Consider the following 15,685-nt stretch of genomic DNA (forward strand, 5'->3'; position numbering starts at 1 on the left):
CGAGAGGAGGTACACTAAATGGGTCGTAGTTTGAAAAAAGGACCTTTCGCTGATGCTTCATTACTGAAGAAGGTTAAGGAGCAAGAAGGTTCTGAAAAGAAGACTGTCATCAAGACATGGTCACGTCGTTCAACCATTTTTCCAAGTTTTATTGGTTACACATTTGCAGTATATGATGGTCGGAAGCACGTGCCAGTTTACGTACAAGAAGACATGGTTGGTCACAAGTTAGGTGAATTTGTTCCTACTCGGACTTTCCATGGTCATGCTTCTGATGACAAGAAGACAGGTAAGTAAGGAGGGTGAAATAACATATGGCTGAAAACATTACGTCAGCTAAGGCTACTGCCAAGATGGTACGGGTTTCTGCTCGTAAGGTTCGTCTTGTATTAGATGCCATTCGTGGCAAGAGTGTTGCCGAAGCATTTGCTATTTTGAAGTTCACCCCTCGTGGTGCCGCTTCAGATGTTGAAAAAGTATTAAAATCTGCTGTTGCAAACGCTGAAAACAATTTCGACTTAGATCGTGCTTCATTGGTTGTAAGTGAAGCCTTTGCTAACGAAGGACCAACTCTTAAACGGTTCCGTCCTCGTGCTAAGGGTTCTGCTTCTCCAATTAACAAGCGGACTAGTCATATTACAGTGGTTGTTACAGAACGATAGGAGGAATGAATAGTGGGTCAAAAGATCAATCCTAATGGTTTTCGTGTTGGGGTCATTCGTGATTGGACTGCAAAGTGGTACGCTGACAAGGACTTTGCTGATTACCTTAACGAAGACCTTCGAATCCGTAAGTATATTGAAAAGCGACTTGCTGATGCCTCTGTATCAACCGTTGAAATTGAACGTGCAGCTAACCGCGTAAACGTATCAATTCATACTGCCAAGCCAGGAATGGTTATTGGTAAAGGTGGTTCAGAAGTTGAAGCACTTCGTAAAGAACTTAACAAATTAACTGGTAAACGTGTTCACATTAACATTGTGGAAATTAAAAAGCCAGATTTAGATGCTCACCTTGTTGGTGAGAGTATTGCACGGCAATTAGAAGCTCGTATTGCTTTCCGTCGTGCTATGCGTGGAGCTATGCAACGTGCTATGCGTGCTGGAGCTAAGGGTATTAAGACTCAAGTTGCTGGTCGTTTGAACGGTGCAGATATGTCACGGATCGAATCATACTCAGATGGTACTGTTCCATTACATACACTCCGTGCTGATATCGATTATTCTTGGGACGAAGCTAACACTACATACGGTGTTCTTGGTGTAAAGACTTGGATTTACCGTGGTGAAGTACTTCCTACTAAGAAGAACTCAAACAATGATGAACAAGGAGGGAAGTAACACATGTTAGTACCAAAACGTGTAAAGCACCGTAAGGTTCAACGTGGTCATATGCGCGGTGAAGCTAAGGGTGGTAAAACTGTTACTTTTGGTGAATTTGGTTTACAAGCTCTTGATTCACATTGGATTAGCAACCGTCAAATTGAAGCTGCTCGTATCGCTATGACGCGTTACATGAAGCGTGGTGGGAAAGTTTGGATTAAAATCTTCCCACAACTCTCATACACTAGTAAAGGTGTTGGGGTCCGGATGGGTAACGGTAAAGGTGCTCCTGAAGGATGGGTTGCTCCAGTAAAACGTGGCAAGGTAATGTTTGAAGTAGGGGGCGTTTCTGAAGAAGTCGCTCGTGAAGCTTTACGTCTTGCCGGTCACAAGTTGCCAGTTCGCACTAAGATCGTACAACGTGAGGAAGTAGGTGGACAATCTAATGAAAAGTAAAGATTATGTACAAGAACTGAATGGATTAACCACTGATAAGCTACTTGACCGTGAAAAGGAACTGAAAGAACAATTGTTTAACTTACGTTTCCAATTAGCAACCGGCCAGTTGGAAAATACTGCAAGTCTTAAGCAAGTACGCAAAGATATTGCACGGGTTAAGACAGTTCTTCGTCAACAAGAATTAAACAAATAAGAATACGAAAAGGAGGATTAGCGCATGAGTGAAGAACGTAATGCACGTAAGGTTTACCAAGGCCACGTTGTTTCTGATAAAATGGATAAGACTATCACTGTTGTAATTGATACTTACAAGAGTGCACCTATCTATGGTAAGCGTGTTAAGTACTCAAAGAAGTACTATGCTCACGATGAAAACAACGAAGCTAAGACCGGCGACACTGTACAAATTATGGAAACTCGGCCATTATCAGCTAAGAAGCGTTTCCGTCTTGTAAAGATTGTCGAAAAAGCTGCTACCCTTTAATTTAGCAGATAACTCTAAAATTATTCGTATTCTAATTCTTATTTGTAAATGGAAGGAGGACATTAACCGTGATTCAACAAGAAAGTCGGTTGAAGGTCGCTGATAACTCCGGTGCTCGTGAAATCTTAGTTATTAAGATTTTAGGTGGTTCCCGAGTTAAAACAGGTAATATTGGTGACACCATTGTTGCTACTGTAAAGCAGGCAACACCAGGTGGCGTTGTCAAAAAGGGTGACGTTGTTAAGGCCGTTGTTGTACGGACTAAACATGGTATTCACCGTAAGGATGGTTCATACATTAAGTTTGATGAAAATGCCGCTGTTTTAATTAACAACGACAAGAGCCCTAAGGGTACCCGTATTTTTGGCCCAATCGCTCGTGAGCTTCGTGGAGACGACTTCATGAAGATCGTTTCATTAGCTCCAGAAGTTCTCTAAAGATTTTACCGAAAATAAGGAGGTGCACAATCAACATGTTCATTAAAACAGGTGATAAGGTTCGCGTAATCGCTGGTAAGGATAAGGGCAAAGAAGGTACTATTAAAAAGGTACTTGCTTCTCAAAACCGCGTTATCGTTGAAGGTGTAAATATCGTTAAGAAACACCAAAAACCAAGCAACTCAAATCCTAATGGTGGCGTTATTGATACAGAAGCTGCAATTAATGCTTCAAACGTAATGCTGATTGATCCTTCAACAAATGAACCAACTCGTGTAGGTTACAAGTTCGTTGATGGTAAGAAGGTTCGTGTTGCGAAGAAGTCAGGTAAGACACTTGACTAATTTTTAAGGAAGGGAGGAATAACTTCTAATGGAAAACCGTTTGAAAGCTAAATACGAAAATGAAATTCGTCCAGCATTGATTGAAAAGTTTAACTACTCTTCAGTTATGCAAGCACCAAAGATTGACAAAATCGTTTTAAACATGGGTGTTGGTGATGCAACTACTAACTCCAAGAATCTTGACGAAGCTGTTGAAGAACTCGGCTTGATTTCTGGTCAAAAACCTTTAATTACTAAGGCAAAGAAATCAATCGCTGGTTTCCGTCTTCGTGAAGGTATGTCAATTGGTGCTAAGGTAACCTTACGTGGTGAACGTATGTATGATTTCTTAGATAAATTAGTTAATGTGGCATTGCCACGGGTTCGTGATTTCCATGGTGTAAGTAACAAGGCATTTGATGGTCGTGGTAACTACACTCTTGGTATTCATGAACAATTAATTTTCCCAGAAATTGATTATGATAAAGTTAACCGAGTTCGTGGTTTAGATGTTGTTATTGTAACAACTGCACAAACTGACGAAGAATCCCGTGAATTACTTGCTCAACTCGGTATGCCGTTTGCTAAATAAAGGAGGTTCCACAAATTGGCTAAAAAATCAATGATTGCTAAGTGCAACCGTCCAGCTAAGTTCTCAAGTCGTGAATACACGCGTTGTGCACGTTGTGGACGTCCGCACTCTGTTTACCGTAAATTCCACCTATGCCGGATTTGCTTACGAGAACTTGCCCACAAAGGACAAATTCCTGGTTTGAAGAAGGCTAGCTGGTAAACAAAAAAACCGACAAAAGGAGGAAAACATCGATGTCTATGAGTGATCCAATTGCAGATTTCTTAACTCGTATTCGTAATGCTAACATGGCTCAACACGAATCAGTAGAAGCACCTGCATCAAAGATGAAGAAGGACATCGCTGAAATCTTAAAAAACGAAGGTTTCATTCGCGATGTTGAATACGTTGATGATAACAAGCAAGGCATCATCCGTGTGTTCTTAAAGTACGGTAATGACGGTCAACGTGTTATTTCTGGCTTAAAGCGTATTTCTAAGCCTGGTTTACGTACATACGTTAAGTCAGATGCTGTGCCTAAGGTTCTTAACGGATTAGGTATTGCTATCATTTCAACATCTGAAGGTGTTGTTACTGATAAAGTTGCTCGTGCCAAGAAAATTGGTGGCGAAGTTATCGCTTACGTTTGGTAAAAAACGAATATTAGATAGGAGGTGCAAAGATGAGTCGTATTGGTTACAAAGAAATTGATTTGCCAAGTGGTGTTGAAATTTCTCAAGATGGTAATGTAGTTACTGTTAAAGGTCCTAAGGGTACGTTATCTCGTGAAATTTCACCATTAATCAAAATGACTATTGATGGTAACGTTGTAAAGTTTGATCGTGATGCTGACACTAATAAGTTAAAAATGTTACACGGAACTACTCGTGCTAATGTTAACAACATGGTTGAAGGTGTTGTTGATGGTTACAAGAAAGTTCTTAAGCTTGTTGGTGTTGGTTACCGTGCTCAACTCAAAGGTAACAAGTTGATTTTAACTGTTGGTTACTCAAACCCAGTTGAAATGGATAAGCCAGAAGATGTTGAAATTAATGTACCTGACAATACTACTATCGAATTAAGCTCAATTAACAAGGAACACCTTGGAAATTTTGCTGCTGAAGTTCGTGCTGTACGTTCACCTGAACCATACAAAGGTAAGGGTATTCGTTACGAAAACGAACACATTATCCGTAAGGAAGGTAAGACTGGTAAGTAATCTGAAAAGATTATTTAACATTCTTTTATTTAATAGAATTAATATAATAAGAGGTGACTGTTGTGATTTCTAAACCAGACAAGAACAAGATCCGTCAACGTCGTCATTTACGCGTTCGCGGTAAGATTTCTGGTACTGCGGAGCGCCCACGCTTAAGTGTTTACCGTTCAAACAAAAACATTTACGCTCAATTAATTGATGACGTAAAGGGTGTGACGCTCGCAAGTGCCTCCACAAATGATAGTGAAGTAAGTGGAAAGACTAAGACTGAACAAGCTAGTGGTGTAGGAGCATTAATTGCTAAACGCGCTAACGAAAAGAACATTACTGAAGTTGTGTTTGATCGTGGCGGATACCTTTACCATGGACGTGTTCAAGCTTTGGCTGAAGCTGCTCGCGAAAACGGACTTAAATTCTAAAAAAAGGAGGAATAACCTGCAATGGCATCATCAGAATTCATTGATCCAGCAAAGTTGGATTTAGACGATCAAGTTGTAGCCATCAACCGGATTACTAAGGTTGTAAAGGGTGGACGTCGTATGCGTTTTGCTGCTTTAGTAATTGTTGGTGACCATAAAGGTCATGTTGGTTTTGGTACTGGTAAGGCTCAAGAAGTTCCAGAAGCTATTCGTAAAGCTCAAGCAGCTGCTGAAAAGAACTTGATTACTGTTCCTATCGTTGGAACTACTATTCCACACGAAGTTATTGGTGTATACGGCGGTGGAAAGATCATGTTAAAGCCAGCTGTTGAAGGTTCTGGAGTTGCTGCCGGTGGTGCGGTTCGTAATGTTATGGACCTTGCCGGTGTTGCGGACGTTACTTCTAAACGTCTTGGCTCTAACACACCTGTTAACGTTGTTCGTGCAACGTTTGAAGGTTTGAAGCAATTAAAGAACGCTGAAGAAGTTGCAAAGTTACGTGGTGTTTCAGTAGACCACTTAGCAGAATAAGGAGGGCACTAAATTATGGCTCAAGTAAAAGTTACCTTAATTCACAGTGTTGCCCACCGACAACCTACTCAACGTCGTACTGTTAAGGCATTGGGATTAGGTAAGATCAATAGCTCAGTTATCTTACCAGATAATGCGGCAACACGCGGTCAAATTTTTAAGATCGCTCACTTGGTTTCTGTTGAAGAAGTTAAGTAATTAAAATTAAATAATAAGGAGGTGCCTACTAATGAAGTTAAACGAATTGAAGCCAGCTGCTGGTTCTCGTTCTAAGCGTCTTCGTAAGGGTCGTGGACTTTCATCAGGACACGGTTTTACATCTGGACGTGGTACTAAGGGGCAAAAGGCTCATGGAAAGACCCGTTTAGGATTTGAAGGGGGTCAAATGCCACTTTACCGGCAAATTCCAAAGCGTGGATTTACCAACATTAACCGGAAAGAATACGCGATTGTTAACTTGGCATCATTAAACAAGTTTGATGATGGTACAGAAGTTACTCCACAATTATTGATGGAAAGTGGCTTAGTTAAGAACTTGAAGAGCGGCATCAAAATTCTTGGTAGCGGTAAGCTTGAAAAGAAATTAACTGTTAAGGCTAATAAGTTTTCTGCTTCTGCAGTTTCTGCAATTGAAGCTGCCGGTGGTAAAACTGAGGTGATGTAGTTTGTTCACAGCCGTCAAAAATGCATTCAAGGTAAAAGATATCCGTAAAAAGATTTTCTTTACATTGTTTGTATTGATTGTCTATCGGATTGGGGCAGCGATTACCGTTCCTGGAGTTAACGCTGCTGCTTTGCAGGAAATCTCCTCAACCGGTTTAGTATCAATCCTCAATACCTTTAGTGGTGGTGGATTGGAGAATTACTCTTTATTTGCAATGGGAGTGTCTCCATATATTACTGCGCAAATTGTTGTTCAACTATTACAAATGGATATTGTTCCGCGTTTTGTTGAATGGAGTAAACAAGGAGAAGTAGGACGGCGAAAACTTAATCAAGCAACCCGATGGTTAACGATTGTACTTGGATTTATTCAATCAATCGGTATTACCGCCGGGTTTAATGCATTGAGTACTATTCGTTTGGTTAATCACCCTGGAGTTCAAACGTATTTAACAATCGGTTTAATTTTAACTGCAGGTACAATGTTTGCTACTTGGATGGGAGACATGATTACTGAACGTGGCTTGGGTAATGGTGTTTCCATGTTAATTTTTGCTGGTATTGTTGCGCAAATGCCAGGTGGAATTCGTCAGTTATGGGATGACCAAATTGCTGGTGAATCTGGTTCTGCTTTGTGGATGGGAATTGGATTTGTTACTCTTGTTATTGTTGCAATTTTAATTATTGTAGCGTTTGTCACATGGGTCCAACAGGCGGAAAGACGTCTACCAATTCAATACACAAGACGGACCACTACTTCACCATCCAGTAGTTATCTTCCCTTGAAGATTAACGTATCAGGTGTTATTCCTGTTATTTTTGCTGGTTCTTTTATCTCAACCCCGCAAACTATTCTTATGGCTTTCCAGCAAAACCATGGTGGGGATAGTTGGTATCAAATCATGACGACCATTTTTAACATGCAATCTGGTCCTGGGATCGCACTGTATGTATTTTTGATTGTTGTATTTACCTTTTTCTATGCCTTTGTTCAGGTTAACCCAGAAAAACTTGCTGAAAATTTACAAAAGCAAGGAAGTTATATTTCTGGAGTACGTCCTGGAAAAGGTACACAAGACTATATTTCTTCATTGTTAATGCGATTGAGTACAGTAGGTTCATTATTCTTAGGATTAATCTCCTTAATTCCGTTAATTGCAAGTAACGTATGGAACCTAAGTCAGTCAATTGGTTTAGGTGGTACAAGCTTACTGATTATCGTACAAATTGCTTTAGATGTTGTTCGACAGTTAAACGGACTAACAATGAAGCGCGAATATATTGGATTTATTCGAGAACCTAAAGGAGGAAATGACTAATGAGTATGAATCTTGTATTAATGGGTCTTCCAGGTGCCGGTAAAGGTACTCAAGCTCAAAAGATCGTTGAAGATTTTCCAATTTCTCATATCTCAACTGGAGATATTTTTCGGGCAGCCATGAAGAATGAAACTCCCATGGGAATTGAAGCTAAGAAATATATTGATAAAGGTGAACTTGTTCCGGACGAAGTTACTAACGGTATCGTTAAGGAACGGTTAGCTCAAGATGATACTAAAGATGGCTTTATGCTGGATGGATTTCCTCGTAATCTTAACCAAGCAGCAGCTTTGGATGAGATGTTAGCAGAGAGTAATCGGCATCTTGATGCTGTGATCAATATTCACGTTGAACCGGATGTATTGGTAGAACGTTTAAGTGGACGTTTTATTTGTCGTAACTGTGGAGCAACATATCATAAACTTTATAATGCTCCTAAAGTTGAAGGCACATGTGACGTTTGTGGTCATCATGAATTTTATCAGCGTGATGATGATAAGCCTGAAACGGTTAAGAATCGTCTAGATGTTAATATTAAGTTGAACACACCACTGGTAGACTATTACCAAAAGAAAGGTGTTTTGCACGAAATTAATGGTGAACAAGATATCGATAAAGTTTATGAAGATATCAAGAAAGTATTAACAAACCTAAACTAGATAATAGTTATCTCTTGCGAAGTTTGTAAACATATGCTAAACTATGCAAGGTTTATCTATCTGAGTAGTGGGAAGTTTTATACTTTCCACCATTTTTACGTAATATCTAGAATAGGTAAGGAGGTACTATTTCGTGGCAAAAGCCGATGTAATTGAAGTAGAAGGTAAAGTAACTGAAACTTTGCCTAACGCAATGTTTAAAGTTGAATTGGAAAATGGAGCAGAAATTTTAGCACATGTTTCTGGCAAAATTCGGATGCACTACATTAAAATTTTACCAGGAGACCGTGTTAAAGTAGAAATGTCTCCATATGACCTTACAAAGGGTCGGATTACTTTCCGGTTCAAGTAGTTATTGATCATTTACTCTCAATAGGAGGATTTTAGAATGAAAGTAAGACCATCTGTTAAAAAGATGTGTGAGCACTGCAAGATCGTTAAGCGTAATGGTCGTGTTATGGTTATTTGCTCTGCTAACCCAAAGCATAAGCAACGTCAAGGTAAGTAATTTATTTTATAGAGAAATGGAGGTGTAGCTCATGGCTCGTATTGCAGGTGTCGATTTACCTCGTGACAAGCGAATCGTAATCGGCTTAACATATATTTTTGGTATTGGTGATTCTACTGCTAAGAAGATTCTTGAAAATGCTGGTGTATCAGAAGATATCCGTGTTCGTGATTTGACTCCAGATCAAGAAGAAAAAATTCGTGCACAAGTAGATCAAATTCAAGTTGAAGGTGATTTACGGCGTGAAGTTTCAATGAACATCAAGCGTCTTCAAGAAATTGGATCATACCGTGGTATGCGTCACCGTCGTGGCCTACCTGTTCGTGGTCAACATACTAAGAACAATGCTCGTACTCGTAAGGGTAAAGCTGTAGCTATCGCTAATAAGAAGAAGTAATTTAACTTTATAAAAAAGGAGGTTAGTACTAGATATGGCAACCAAAAAAGGTACGCGTAAGCGTCGTGCAAAAAAGAATGTTGAAACTGGTGTTGCACACATTCACTCAACATTTAATAACACTTTGATCATGATTACTGACGTTCAAGGTAACGCTGTAGCATGGTCCTCAGCTGGTGTTTTAGGCTTTAAGGGAAGTCGGAAGTCCACTCCATTTGCTGCTCAAATGGCTTCAGAAGCTGCTGCTAAGCAAGCTATGGAACATGGTATGAAGACTGTTGAAGTTGAAGTTAAGGGTCCAGGTTCAGGTCGTGAAGCTGCTATCCGTGCACTTCAAGCAACTGGATTGGAAGTTACTGCTATTCGTGATGTAACACCTGTTCCTCACAATGGTTCTCGTCCTCCAAAGCGTCGTCGTGTTTAATTGACATTGCTGGAGACAATTATTTCCATCAATTGCCTTTTTGTCTCAAATACGAACCACGTTTTGAAAGGGGTACAAAGATAGAATGATCGAATTTGAAAAGCCAAATATTCACAAAGTTGAAGAAACAGATAACTACGGTAAATTTGTCGTAGAACCACTTGAGCGCGGTTATGGAACCACTCTCGGTAACTCGTTAAGACGTGTATTAATTGCATCTTTGCCAGGTGCAGCGATTACGAGTATGCAAATTGATGGTGTTTTACATGAATTTAGCACTGTTGAAGGTGTAACTGAGGATGTTACGCAGATTATCCTAAATCTAAAGAAAGTTTCTTTGAAGCTTGATTCTGAGGATCAAAAGAATCTTGAATTAGATGTTAAAGGACCTGCTGAAGTAACTGCAAGTGATATCCAGGGTGATAATGAAGTTACAATCTTAAATCCTGATCTGCATATTGCAACTGTTGCTGATGGCGCAGAATTACACATCAAGTTAACTGCTGATAAGGGTCGCGGTTACCTTTCTGCTAACGATAATAAGGCCCGGATGGATGATTTAGCAATTGGTGTTTTACCGATTGATTCCATCTATACCCCAATTGAACGTGTAAATTACACTGTTGAAAATGCACGGGTTGGTCAGCGTAACGATTATGACAAGTTGACGCTGGATGTTTGGACTGATGGTTCATTAACACCAACTGAAGCAGTTAGTCTAGGTGCGAAGATTTTGACTGAACACTTAGCTATGTTTGTTGATTTAACAGAAACAGCTCAAAATGCTCAAGTGATGGTTGAAAAAGAAGAAACACACAAAGAGAAGATGCTTGAAATGACTATTGAAGAGCTTGATCTCTCTGTACGTTCTTACAATTGTTTGAAGCGAGCTGGTATCAATACTGTTAAGGAATTAACTGATCGAACAGTGTCTGATATGATGAAGGTTCGGAACTTAGGACAAAAGTCGTTAGAAGAAATTAAACTTAAATTAAATGATCTTGGTGTTTCATTTCGCCAAGACGACTAATTAGTATACCAATTGCAAAGGAGGGAACCACTTTATGAGTTACCGTAAATTAGGACGTACAAGTTCACAACGTAAGGCTTTATTACGTGATTTAACTACAGATTTAATCGTTAATGGTCGTATTACCACTACTGAAGCACGTGCTAAGGAAGTTCGTAAGACTGCTGATAAGATGATTACGCTTGCTAAGCATGGTGATTTAGCTTCTCGTCGTAAGGCTGCCGCTTTTGTGCGTAATGTTGTTGCTGATGTTAAGGAAGATGGCGATAATATTCGTGTACAATCTGCTCTTCAAAACCTTTTTGAAGAACTTGCTCCAAAGTATGCAGATCGTAACGGTGGTTACACACGCATCTTGAAGACTATGCCTCGTCGTGGTGACGGTGCACCAATGGTTATTCTTGAATTAGTGGACTAATTAATTCGTTCACATAAACTAAATACGTAATAAAGAATCACTATCATTGATAGTATAGAGCGTTACGATGGTGGGGAAACCCTAGTCTAGCTTGAATGCGGGAAACCCTCGCGCACTTCAATGGTAAGTGATTTTTTATTTTAAATTTAATTTTGATAGATAATTCTGTGGACTTTGCTAAAATATACTTATTAACTAAAATTGAAAAGAGGAAATACTGTGACTGGAATAAAAATTCGAAAGCTTGTATTTACATATCCAGACAGTAAATACCCCGTTTTAAACAATATCAATCTAGATTTTGAACTATTTTCTTGGACAGCAATTATTGGTCATAATGGTAGCGGAAAGAGTACATTAGCCCGATTAATTGATGGATTACTCAGTCCTACTGCGGGATCGATTGAAGTTGACGGAATTCAAGTTAACGAAAGTTCTTTAGGTCAGATTCACCAGCAAATTGGATTCGTTTTTCAAAATCCTGAAAATCAATTTGTTGGAGCAACTGTTGCTGACGATGTTGCATTCGGACTTGAAAACCGACAAGTAGCCCAAAATGAAATGGAGGAAAAGATTGATAAAGCTTTAAAGATGGTGGGAATGAGTGATTATAAAAACACAGCTCCTATTAATCTCTCAGGAGGACAAAAGCAACGGGTAGCACTTGCAGGAATCCTTGCATTAATGCCTAAGATAATAATCCTTGATGAGGCCACTAGTATGCTTGATCCTTTAGCACGGCAAGAAATTTTGTCTTTATTGCGAAGATTAAAAAATGAATATAATCTTTCAATTATTTCGATTACGCATGATCTTAAAGAAATTGAGCTAGCGGATAAAATAGTTGTATTAAATGATTCGCAAGTTGTAAAGCAAGGTACTCCATCCGAAATTCTTAAAGATAAAGAATTATTACTTGAAATTGGAGTAGGAGTTCCTGCGAGTCAGCAACTGCAGAAATTATTGGTTGAACGAGGAATTAATATTCCAAATAGATATTTAAATTTAGAGGAGCTAAAAAATTGGCTAAAGCAGCAATTACAGTAAAAAAACTCCACTATACATATCCTAATTCTACTAATGAAGCCTTACATAATGTCTCATTAACAATTAAAGAGCAAGAATTTGTTGCTATTATTGGACAAACCGGAAGTGGAAAGTCGACATTGGTTTCATTAATTGATGGATTAATAAAGCCCAGTAGTGGGGAACTTAATGTAGCAGGTTTAGAAATTAATGCAACGATAAAAGCTGAATATTTAAGTAAAATCCACCATCAAGTCGGTTTTGTATTCCAATTTCCTGAACAGCAACTATTTGCAGAAACAGTTGCGGAGGATATTGCTTTTGGGCCTCATAATTTAGGGTGGTCTGCAAAAAGAATTGAAAAAGCAGTTGATGAAGCATTAAAAATGGTGGATTTGCCGTTAGAATTAAAGTCACACTCCCCTTTTGCACTTTCTGGAGGACAGATGAGGCGAGTAGCGATTGCTGGCGTTTTAGCAATGAATCCTAAAATTTTAATTCTTGATGAACCAACAGCGGGACTGGATACTCAAGCAACTAATGATTTATTTAAACTTATTAAAGAACTTAATAAAAAGGGAACAACGATTATAATGGTTACTCACCAAATGGAGCAGGTAGCCTACTATGCTAACCACGTAATTGCAATGAGCAATGGGCAGGTTGTTGCGGATACTACTCCTCAGCAATTATTTAGGGATGCTCAACGATTAAAAAAACTATCATTGACGTTGCCTGTTTCCGTCGAAGTTGCGCAATTCCTTAGTAAAGATGGGATAACCTTAAAAAATACAGAACCGCTTACGCTTGATGCATTAGCAGATGAAATAGCAGAAGCGATGAGGAGAAAAGAAAATGAATAGTAAAATCGTATTTGGTAGTTATGTACCAGTAAAATCGATCCTTCATCGTCTTGATCCACGAATAAAACTAATCATGTGTATTATTTACGTTATTTTAATTTTCTTCGTGAATAATTTTCTAGCTGCTATATGGCTTTTATTAGCGCTCCTTGCGGCAATTAAGTTAAGTAATGTTGGATTAAGACAGTATTGGCAAGGAATTAAGCCGTTATTTTTAATTATTTTGATAACAGTAGCGTTTCAAATTTTATTTAGTAGTGGCGGAAAGATGTATTGGCATTGGGGAATTATGGCAATAACCCGTGACGGTCTTATTAATTCATTGATTATTTTCTATCGTTTTATTGTGATTATCACCGCCTCAACGATCTTAACTGCCACCACGCAAACTTTTCAAATTGCGGATGCCTTGGCATGGTTAATGAAACCATTACAAATAATTAAGGTTCCTGTCAATCAAATTACGTTAATGCTTTCCATTGCGTTGCGCTTTGTTCCAACTATTATGGATGAAACTAATAAAATTATGAAAGCTCAGCGGGCCCGGGGGATTAATTTTAACGCTGGAAATCTTTTGACACGGATTAAACATTTAGTTCCGATTCTTATCCCATTGTTTGTCAACTCGTTTAAGCGGGCAGAAGAATTAGCAACGGCAATGGAAGCACGAGGGTATGATCCTAATGCACCACGAACTCATTATCGTCAATTAGTTTGGCATAAAAATGATGCCTGGGCTGGCTTAGTACTATTGATTGTAACAGTTGGTCTAGTTTGCATCCGAATATTTTTCTAAATTAATAAGGAAGTAAAAAATGTATCGTTATAAAATAACCTTTGCTTATGATGGAACCAATTTTTCCGGTTTCCAAATTCAACCAAATAAGCGGACAGTTGAACAAACATTAAAGAATGCAGTAAATAAAATTGCTAAGCACCCAACTCCTGCTATTCCCGTTATCGGCTCAGGAAGAACAGATGCAGGGGTTCATGCTCTGAATCAGGTTGCGCACTTTGATATTCCCTATCATTTAAGTAATGAATCGATGAGAAAGGCCCTCAACAGCATTTTGCCGCTAGATATTTTAATTAAGAAGGCCGAATTAGTGGATAATGATTTCCATGCGCGATACAGTGCTCATCGTAAGACTTATCGTTACCGGGTTGATCAGGGGGAATTTGTGAACCCATTTAAACGCAACTATACTTCTCATTTTAAATATCCTCTTAACTTAGAAAAGATGAGAAAAGCAGCTAATGATTTAGTTGGAACTCATGACTTTACAAGTTTTGTTGCGTCGGGGAGTCAAGCAAAAAGCAATGTACGGACGATTGAGAATATTACAATTAGACGAGACGAATTAAGAAATGAAGTCGTCTTTGATTTTACTGGTAATGGTTTTCTTTATAACCAAGTCCGAATAATGGTCGCTTTTCTCTTAGAAATCGGAAGTAATCAGCGGCCAGTAGATGACGTGTCTCGAGTCCTTGAAGCAAAGAATCGGACATTGGCACGGATGACGGCTCCAGCAAGTGGTTTATATTTAGTTAATGTAGATTATGGAACAAATGATGAAAAGGATTGACGAAAGTACTAGAAGAAGGTATACTAGCCATTGGTATTTCTTTTCCATCTAATAACTCGGTACACTATTATATGTAAAAGAAAAACAAAATTGGAGGACTTAATCGTGAGAACGACATACATCGCAAAACCTGGTGAAGTTGAACGCAAATGGTACGTTGTCGATGCTAAGAATGTCCCAATGGGTCGTTTAGCATCTGCAGTAGCATCAATTTTGCGCGGTAAGAACAAGCCAACATTTACTCCACACGTTGATACTGGTGATTACGTTATCGTTATCAACGCTGCGCAAGTTAAGTTAACTGGTAAGAAAGCATCTCAAAAGATGTACTACCGTCACTCAAACTACCCTGGTGGTTTGAAGCAACGGACTGCTGGTGACTTCCTTGCAAAGGAACCAGAGAAGTTATTGGAAACTGCTATCAAGGGTATGCTTCCACACAACTCTCTTGGTCACAAGCAAGGTTTGAAGTTACATGTTTATGCTGGTGAAGACCACAAACATGCTGCACAAAACCCAGAAGTTTTAGACATTACTAACTTAATCTAAGGAGGGAATGGAATTGGCTCAACAAGTACAATACAGTGGTACTGGTCGGCGTAAGGATGCAACCGCACGTGTTCGCTTAGTACCAGGTTCAGGTAAGATTACGATGAACGGCAAGGCAATTGAAGACTACATTCCATTTGCCAACTTACGTGCTATCGTTAACCAACCATTTGCTATTACTAAAACAGAAGGTCAATACGATGTTTTAGCTAACGTTAATGGTGGTGGATTCTCTGGTCAAGCAGGTGCAGTACGTCACGGTATCGCCCGTGCACTTCTCGCTGTTGATCCAGACTTCCGTGACGCTTTAAAGAAGGCTGGTCTCTTAACTCGTGACCCTCGTATGAAGGAACGTCGTAAGCCAGGTCTTAAGAAAGCTCGTAAGGCTGCTCAATTCAGTAAGCGTTAATATTTCGATTATCGCTTCCAGAGACATCAGTATTTTGCTGGTGTCTTTTTTTATATGTGCGCCCGGCAT

General features: G+C 39.2%; 30 protein-coding genes. All 30 read left to right on the forward strand.

Features of this window, described 5'->3' with window-relative positions:
- The first annotated feature begins 18 nt into the window (after positions 1-18).
- Complete coding sequence (gene rpsS / locus AACL61_RS03930; RefSeq protein WP_003664560.1) at positions 19-297, forward strand: 30S ribosomal protein S19; 279 nt, start codon at positions 19-21, stop codon at positions 295-297.
- Positions 298-314: 17 nt separating this feature from the next.
- Positions 315-662: a 50S ribosomal protein L22 gene (rplV, locus tag AACL61_RS03935; RefSeq protein WP_003664558.1), complete on the forward strand. Its 348-nt coding sequence runs from the start codon at positions 315-317 to the stop codon at positions 660-662.
- 12 nt (positions 663-674) lie between these two features.
- Positions 675-1,340, forward strand: a complete 666-nt coding sequence (rpsC, locus tag AACL61_RS03940) for a 30S ribosomal protein S3 (protein ID WP_003664556.1) — start codon at positions 675-677, stop codon at positions 1,338-1,340.
- Between the two features lie 3 nt (positions 1,341-1,343).
- The gene (rplP, locus tag AACL61_RS03945) at positions 1,344-1,778 is read left to right on the forward strand and encodes a 50S ribosomal protein L16 (RefSeq protein ID WP_003664555.1); all 435 of its coding nucleotides are present in this window, start codon (positions 1,344-1,346) and stop codon (positions 1,776-1,778) included.
- The gene (rpmC, locus tag AACL61_RS03950; RefSeq protein WP_003664552.1) at positions 1,768-1,974 is read left to right on the forward strand and encodes a 50S ribosomal protein L29; all 207 of its coding nucleotides are present in this window, start codon (positions 1,768-1,770) and stop codon (positions 1,972-1,974) included. The genes rplP and rpmC overlap by 11 nt, the downstream gene beginning before the upstream one ends.
- A gap of 24 nt (positions 1,975-1,998) precedes the next feature.
- Positions 1,999-2,265 (forward strand): 30S ribosomal protein S17, encoded by a 267-nt coding sequence (gene rpsQ / locus AACL61_RS03955; protein ID WP_003664551.1) that lies wholly within the window; start codon positions 1,999-2,001, stop codon positions 2,263-2,265.
- Positions 2,266-2,333: 68 nt separating this feature from the next.
- Entirely contained in the window at positions 2,334-2,702 is a 369-nt protein-coding gene (rplN, locus tag AACL61_RS03960) for a 50S ribosomal protein L14 (protein ID WP_339111013.1), read from the forward strand.
- Between the two features lie 35 nt (positions 2,703-2,737).
- Entirely contained in the window at positions 2,738-3,046 is a 309-nt protein-coding gene (rplX, locus tag AACL61_RS03965; RefSeq protein WP_003664549.1) for a 50S ribosomal protein L24, read from the forward strand.
- 28 nt (positions 3,047-3,074) lie between these two features.
- Complete coding sequence (gene rplE, locus AACL61_RS03970) at positions 3,075-3,617, forward strand: 50S ribosomal protein L5 (protein WP_003668784.1); 543 nt, start codon at positions 3,075-3,077, stop codon at positions 3,615-3,617.
- A 15-nt stretch (positions 3,618-3,632) separates the two neighbouring features.
- Complete coding sequence (locus AACL61_RS03975) at positions 3,633-3,818, forward strand: type Z 30S ribosomal protein S14 (protein ID WP_003664547.1); 186 nt, start codon at positions 3,633-3,635, stop codon at positions 3,816-3,818.
- 32 nt (positions 3,819-3,850) lie between these two features.
- On the forward strand, positions 3,851-4,249 hold the full coding sequence (gene rpsH / locus AACL61_RS03980) for a 30S ribosomal protein S8 (protein WP_003664546.1): 399 nt from the start codon (positions 3,851-3,853) through the stop codon (positions 4,247-4,249).
- 29 nt (positions 4,250-4,278) lie between these two features.
- Positions 4,279-4,815, forward strand: coding sequence for a 50S ribosomal protein L6 (gene rplF, locus AACL61_RS03985; RefSeq protein WP_003664544.1), 537 nt, complete (start codon positions 4,279-4,281; stop codon positions 4,813-4,815).
- 62 nt (positions 4,816-4,877) lie between these two features.
- Positions 4,878-5,234: a 50S ribosomal protein L18 gene (gene rplR / locus AACL61_RS03990; RefSeq protein WP_003664543.1), complete on the forward strand. Its 357-nt coding sequence runs from the start codon at positions 4,878-4,880 to the stop codon at positions 5,232-5,234.
- 21 nt (positions 5,235-5,255) lie between these two features.
- A complete protein-coding gene (gene rpsE / locus AACL61_RS03995) occupies positions 5,256-5,765 on the forward strand; it encodes a 30S ribosomal protein S5 (protein ID WP_102815793.1) in 510 nt (169 codons plus the stop codon).
- A gap of 15 nt (positions 5,766-5,780) precedes the next feature.
- Entirely contained in the window at positions 5,781-5,963 is a 183-nt protein-coding gene (gene rpmD, locus AACL61_RS04000; protein WP_003664541.1) for a 50S ribosomal protein L30, read from the forward strand.
- Positions 5,964-5,994: 31 nt separating this feature from the next.
- Positions 5,995-6,429 (forward strand): 50S ribosomal protein L15, encoded by a 435-nt coding sequence (gene rplO / locus AACL61_RS04005; RefSeq protein ID WP_003664540.1) that lies wholly within the window; start codon positions 5,995-5,997, stop codon positions 6,427-6,429.
- A gap of 1 nt (position 6,430) precedes the next feature.
- The gene (gene secY, locus AACL61_RS04010; RefSeq protein WP_339111014.1) at positions 6,431-7,747 is read left to right on the forward strand and encodes a preprotein translocase subunit SecY; all 1,317 of its coding nucleotides are present in this window, start codon (positions 6,431-6,433) and stop codon (positions 7,745-7,747) included.
- 5 nt (positions 7,748-7,752) lie between these two features.
- Positions 7,753-8,406: an adenylate kinase gene (locus AACL61_RS04015; RefSeq protein ID WP_318529848.1), complete on the forward strand. Its 654-nt coding sequence runs from the start codon at positions 7,753-7,755 to the stop codon at positions 8,404-8,406.
- A 133-nt stretch (positions 8,407-8,539) separates the two neighbouring features.
- Positions 8,540-8,758, forward strand: a complete 219-nt coding sequence (gene infA, locus AACL61_RS04020) for a translation initiation factor IF-1 (RefSeq protein ID WP_003664537.1) — start codon at positions 8,540-8,542, stop codon at positions 8,756-8,758.
- A 36-nt stretch (positions 8,759-8,794) separates the two neighbouring features.
- Positions 8,795-8,914, forward strand: a complete 120-nt coding sequence (gene rpmJ, locus AACL61_RS04025) for a 50S ribosomal protein L36 (RefSeq protein ID WP_003664535.1) — start codon at positions 8,795-8,797, stop codon at positions 8,912-8,914.
- A 31-nt stretch (positions 8,915-8,945) separates the two neighbouring features.
- Complete coding sequence (rpsM, locus tag AACL61_RS04030) at positions 8,946-9,311, forward strand: 30S ribosomal protein S13 (protein ID WP_003668778.1); 366 nt, start codon at positions 8,946-8,948, stop codon at positions 9,309-9,311.
- 34 nt (positions 9,312-9,345) lie between these two features.
- A complete protein-coding gene (gene rpsK, locus AACL61_RS04035) occupies positions 9,346-9,735 on the forward strand; it encodes a 30S ribosomal protein S11 (RefSeq protein WP_003664532.1) in 390 nt (129 codons plus the stop codon).
- Between the two features lie 85 nt (positions 9,736-9,820).
- Positions 9,821-10,765 carry a DNA-directed RNA polymerase subunit alpha gene (locus tag AACL61_RS04040; protein ID WP_003664530.1) on the forward strand — a complete coding sequence of 315 codons (945 nt, stop codon included), beginning with the start codon at positions 9,821-9,823 and terminating at the stop codon, positions 10,763-10,765.
- 34 nt (positions 10,766-10,799) lie between these two features.
- A complete protein-coding gene (rplQ, locus tag AACL61_RS04045) occupies positions 10,800-11,183 on the forward strand; it encodes a 50S ribosomal protein L17 (protein WP_102815795.1) in 384 nt (127 codons plus the stop codon).
- 219 nt (positions 11,184-11,402) lie between these two features.
- Positions 11,403-12,230: an energy-coupling factor transporter ATPase gene (locus AACL61_RS04050; protein WP_339111015.1), complete on the forward strand. Its 828-nt coding sequence runs from the start codon at positions 11,403-11,405 to the stop codon at positions 12,228-12,230.
- Positions 12,206-13,072 (forward strand): energy-coupling factor transporter ATPase, encoded by an 867-nt coding sequence (locus AACL61_RS04055; RefSeq protein ID WP_019253126.1) that lies wholly within the window; start codon positions 12,206-12,208, stop codon positions 13,070-13,072. Before AACL61_RS04050 ends, AACL61_RS04055 begins: the two co-directional genes overlap by 25 nt.
- Entirely contained in the window at positions 13,065-13,868 is an 804-nt protein-coding gene (locus AACL61_RS04060) for an energy-coupling factor transporter transmembrane component T family protein (protein WP_102815797.1), read from the forward strand. The genes AACL61_RS04055 and AACL61_RS04060 overlap by 8 nt, the downstream gene beginning before the upstream one ends.
- A gap of 19 nt (positions 13,869-13,887) precedes the next feature.
- On the forward strand, positions 13,888-14,658 hold the full coding sequence (truA, locus tag AACL61_RS04065; RefSeq protein WP_102815798.1) for a tRNA pseudouridine(38-40) synthase TruA: 771 nt from the start codon (positions 13,888-13,890) through the stop codon (positions 14,656-14,658).
- A gap of 105 nt (positions 14,659-14,763) precedes the next feature.
- Complete coding sequence (rplM, locus tag AACL61_RS04070) at positions 14,764-15,207, forward strand: 50S ribosomal protein L13 (RefSeq protein ID WP_003672672.1); 444 nt, start codon at positions 14,764-14,766, stop codon at positions 15,205-15,207.
- 7 nt (positions 15,208-15,214) lie between these two features.
- On the forward strand, positions 15,215-15,616 hold the full coding sequence (gene rpsI / locus AACL61_RS04075) for a 30S ribosomal protein S9 (RefSeq protein ID WP_102815799.1): 402 nt from the start codon (positions 15,215-15,217) through the stop codon (positions 15,614-15,616).
- Positions 15,617-15,685: the final 69 nt, after the last annotated feature.

The organism is Limosilactobacillus reuteri subsp. porcinus (assembly GCF_036621895.1).
GTDB lineage: Bacteria > Bacillota > Bacilli > Lactobacillales > Lactobacillaceae > Limosilactobacillus > Limosilactobacillus reuteri_J.

What these genes read in the sequence shown, in the direction of transcription:
- rpsS (WP_003664560.1), top strand. Translation starts at nt 19, where the DNA reads ATGGGTCGTAGTTTGAAAAAAGGACCTTTCGCTGATGCTTCATTACTG.
- rplV (WP_003664558.1), top strand. Translation starts at nt 315, where the DNA reads ATGGCTGAAAACATTACGTCAGCTAAGGCTACTGCCAAGATGGTACGG.
- rplP (WP_003664555.1), top strand. Translation starts at nt 1,344, where the DNA reads ATGTTAGTACCAAAACGTGTAAAGCACCGTAAGGTTCAACGTGGTCAT.
- rpmC (WP_003664552.1), top strand. Translation starts at nt 1,768, where the DNA reads ATGAAAAGTAAAGATTATGTACAAGAACTGAATGGATTAACCACTGAT.
- rpsQ (WP_003664551.1), top strand. Translation starts at nt 1,999, where the DNA reads ATGAGTGAAGAACGTAATGCACGTAAGGTTTACCAAGGCCACGTTGTT.
- rplX (WP_003664549.1), top strand. Translation starts at nt 2,738, where the DNA reads ATGTTCATTAAAACAGGTGATAAGGTTCGCGTAATCGCTGGTAAGGAT.
- rplE (WP_003668784.1), top strand. Translation starts at nt 3,075, where the DNA reads ATGGAAAACCGTTTGAAAGCTAAATACGAAAATGAAATTCGTCCAGCA.
- rpsH (WP_003664546.1), top strand. Translation starts at nt 3,851, where the DNA reads ATGTCTATGAGTGATCCAATTGCAGATTTCTTAACTCGTATTCGTAAT.
- rplF (WP_003664544.1), top strand. Translation starts at nt 4,279, where the DNA reads ATGAGTCGTATTGGTTACAAAGAAATTGATTTGCCAAGTGGTGTTGAA.
- rpsE (WP_102815793.1), top strand. Translation starts at nt 5,256, where the DNA reads ATGGCATCATCAGAATTCATTGATCCAGCAAAGTTGGATTTAGACGAT.
- rpmD (WP_003664541.1), top strand. Translation starts at nt 5,781, where the DNA reads ATGGCTCAAGTAAAAGTTACCTTAATTCACAGTGTTGCCCACCGACAA.
- rplO (WP_003664540.1), top strand. Translation starts at nt 5,995, where the DNA reads ATGAAGTTAAACGAATTGAAGCCAGCTGCTGGTTCTCGTTCTAAGCGT.
- AACL61_RS04015 (WP_318529848.1), top strand. Translation starts at nt 7,753, where the DNA reads ATGAATCTTGTATTAATGGGTCTTCCAGGTGCCGGTAAAGGTACTCAA.
- rpmJ (WP_003664535.1), top strand. Translation starts at nt 8,795, where the DNA reads ATGAAAGTAAGACCATCTGTTAAAAAGATGTGTGAGCACTGCAAGATC.
- rpsM (WP_003668778.1), top strand. Translation starts at nt 8,946, where the DNA reads ATGGCTCGTATTGCAGGTGTCGATTTACCTCGTGACAAGCGAATCGTA.
- rpsK (WP_003664532.1), top strand. Translation starts at nt 9,346, where the DNA reads ATGGCAACCAAAAAAGGTACGCGTAAGCGTCGTGCAAAAAAGAATGTT.
- AACL61_RS04040 (WP_003664530.1), top strand. Translation starts at nt 9,821, where the DNA reads ATGATCGAATTTGAAAAGCCAAATATTCACAAAGTTGAAGAAACAGAT.
- rplQ (WP_102815795.1), top strand. Translation starts at nt 10,800, where the DNA reads ATGAGTTACCGTAAATTAGGACGTACAAGTTCACAACGTAAGGCTTTA.
- AACL61_RS04060 (WP_102815797.1), top strand. Translation starts at nt 13,065, where the DNA reads ATGAATAGTAAAATCGTATTTGGTAGTTATGTACCAGTAAAATCGATC.
- truA (WP_102815798.1), top strand. Translation starts at nt 13,888, where the DNA reads ATGTATCGTTATAAAATAACCTTTGCTTATGATGGAACCAATTTTTCC.
- rpsI (WP_102815799.1), top strand. Translation starts at nt 15,215, where the DNA reads ATGGAATTGGCTCAACAAGTACAATACAGTGGTACTGGTCGGCGTAAG.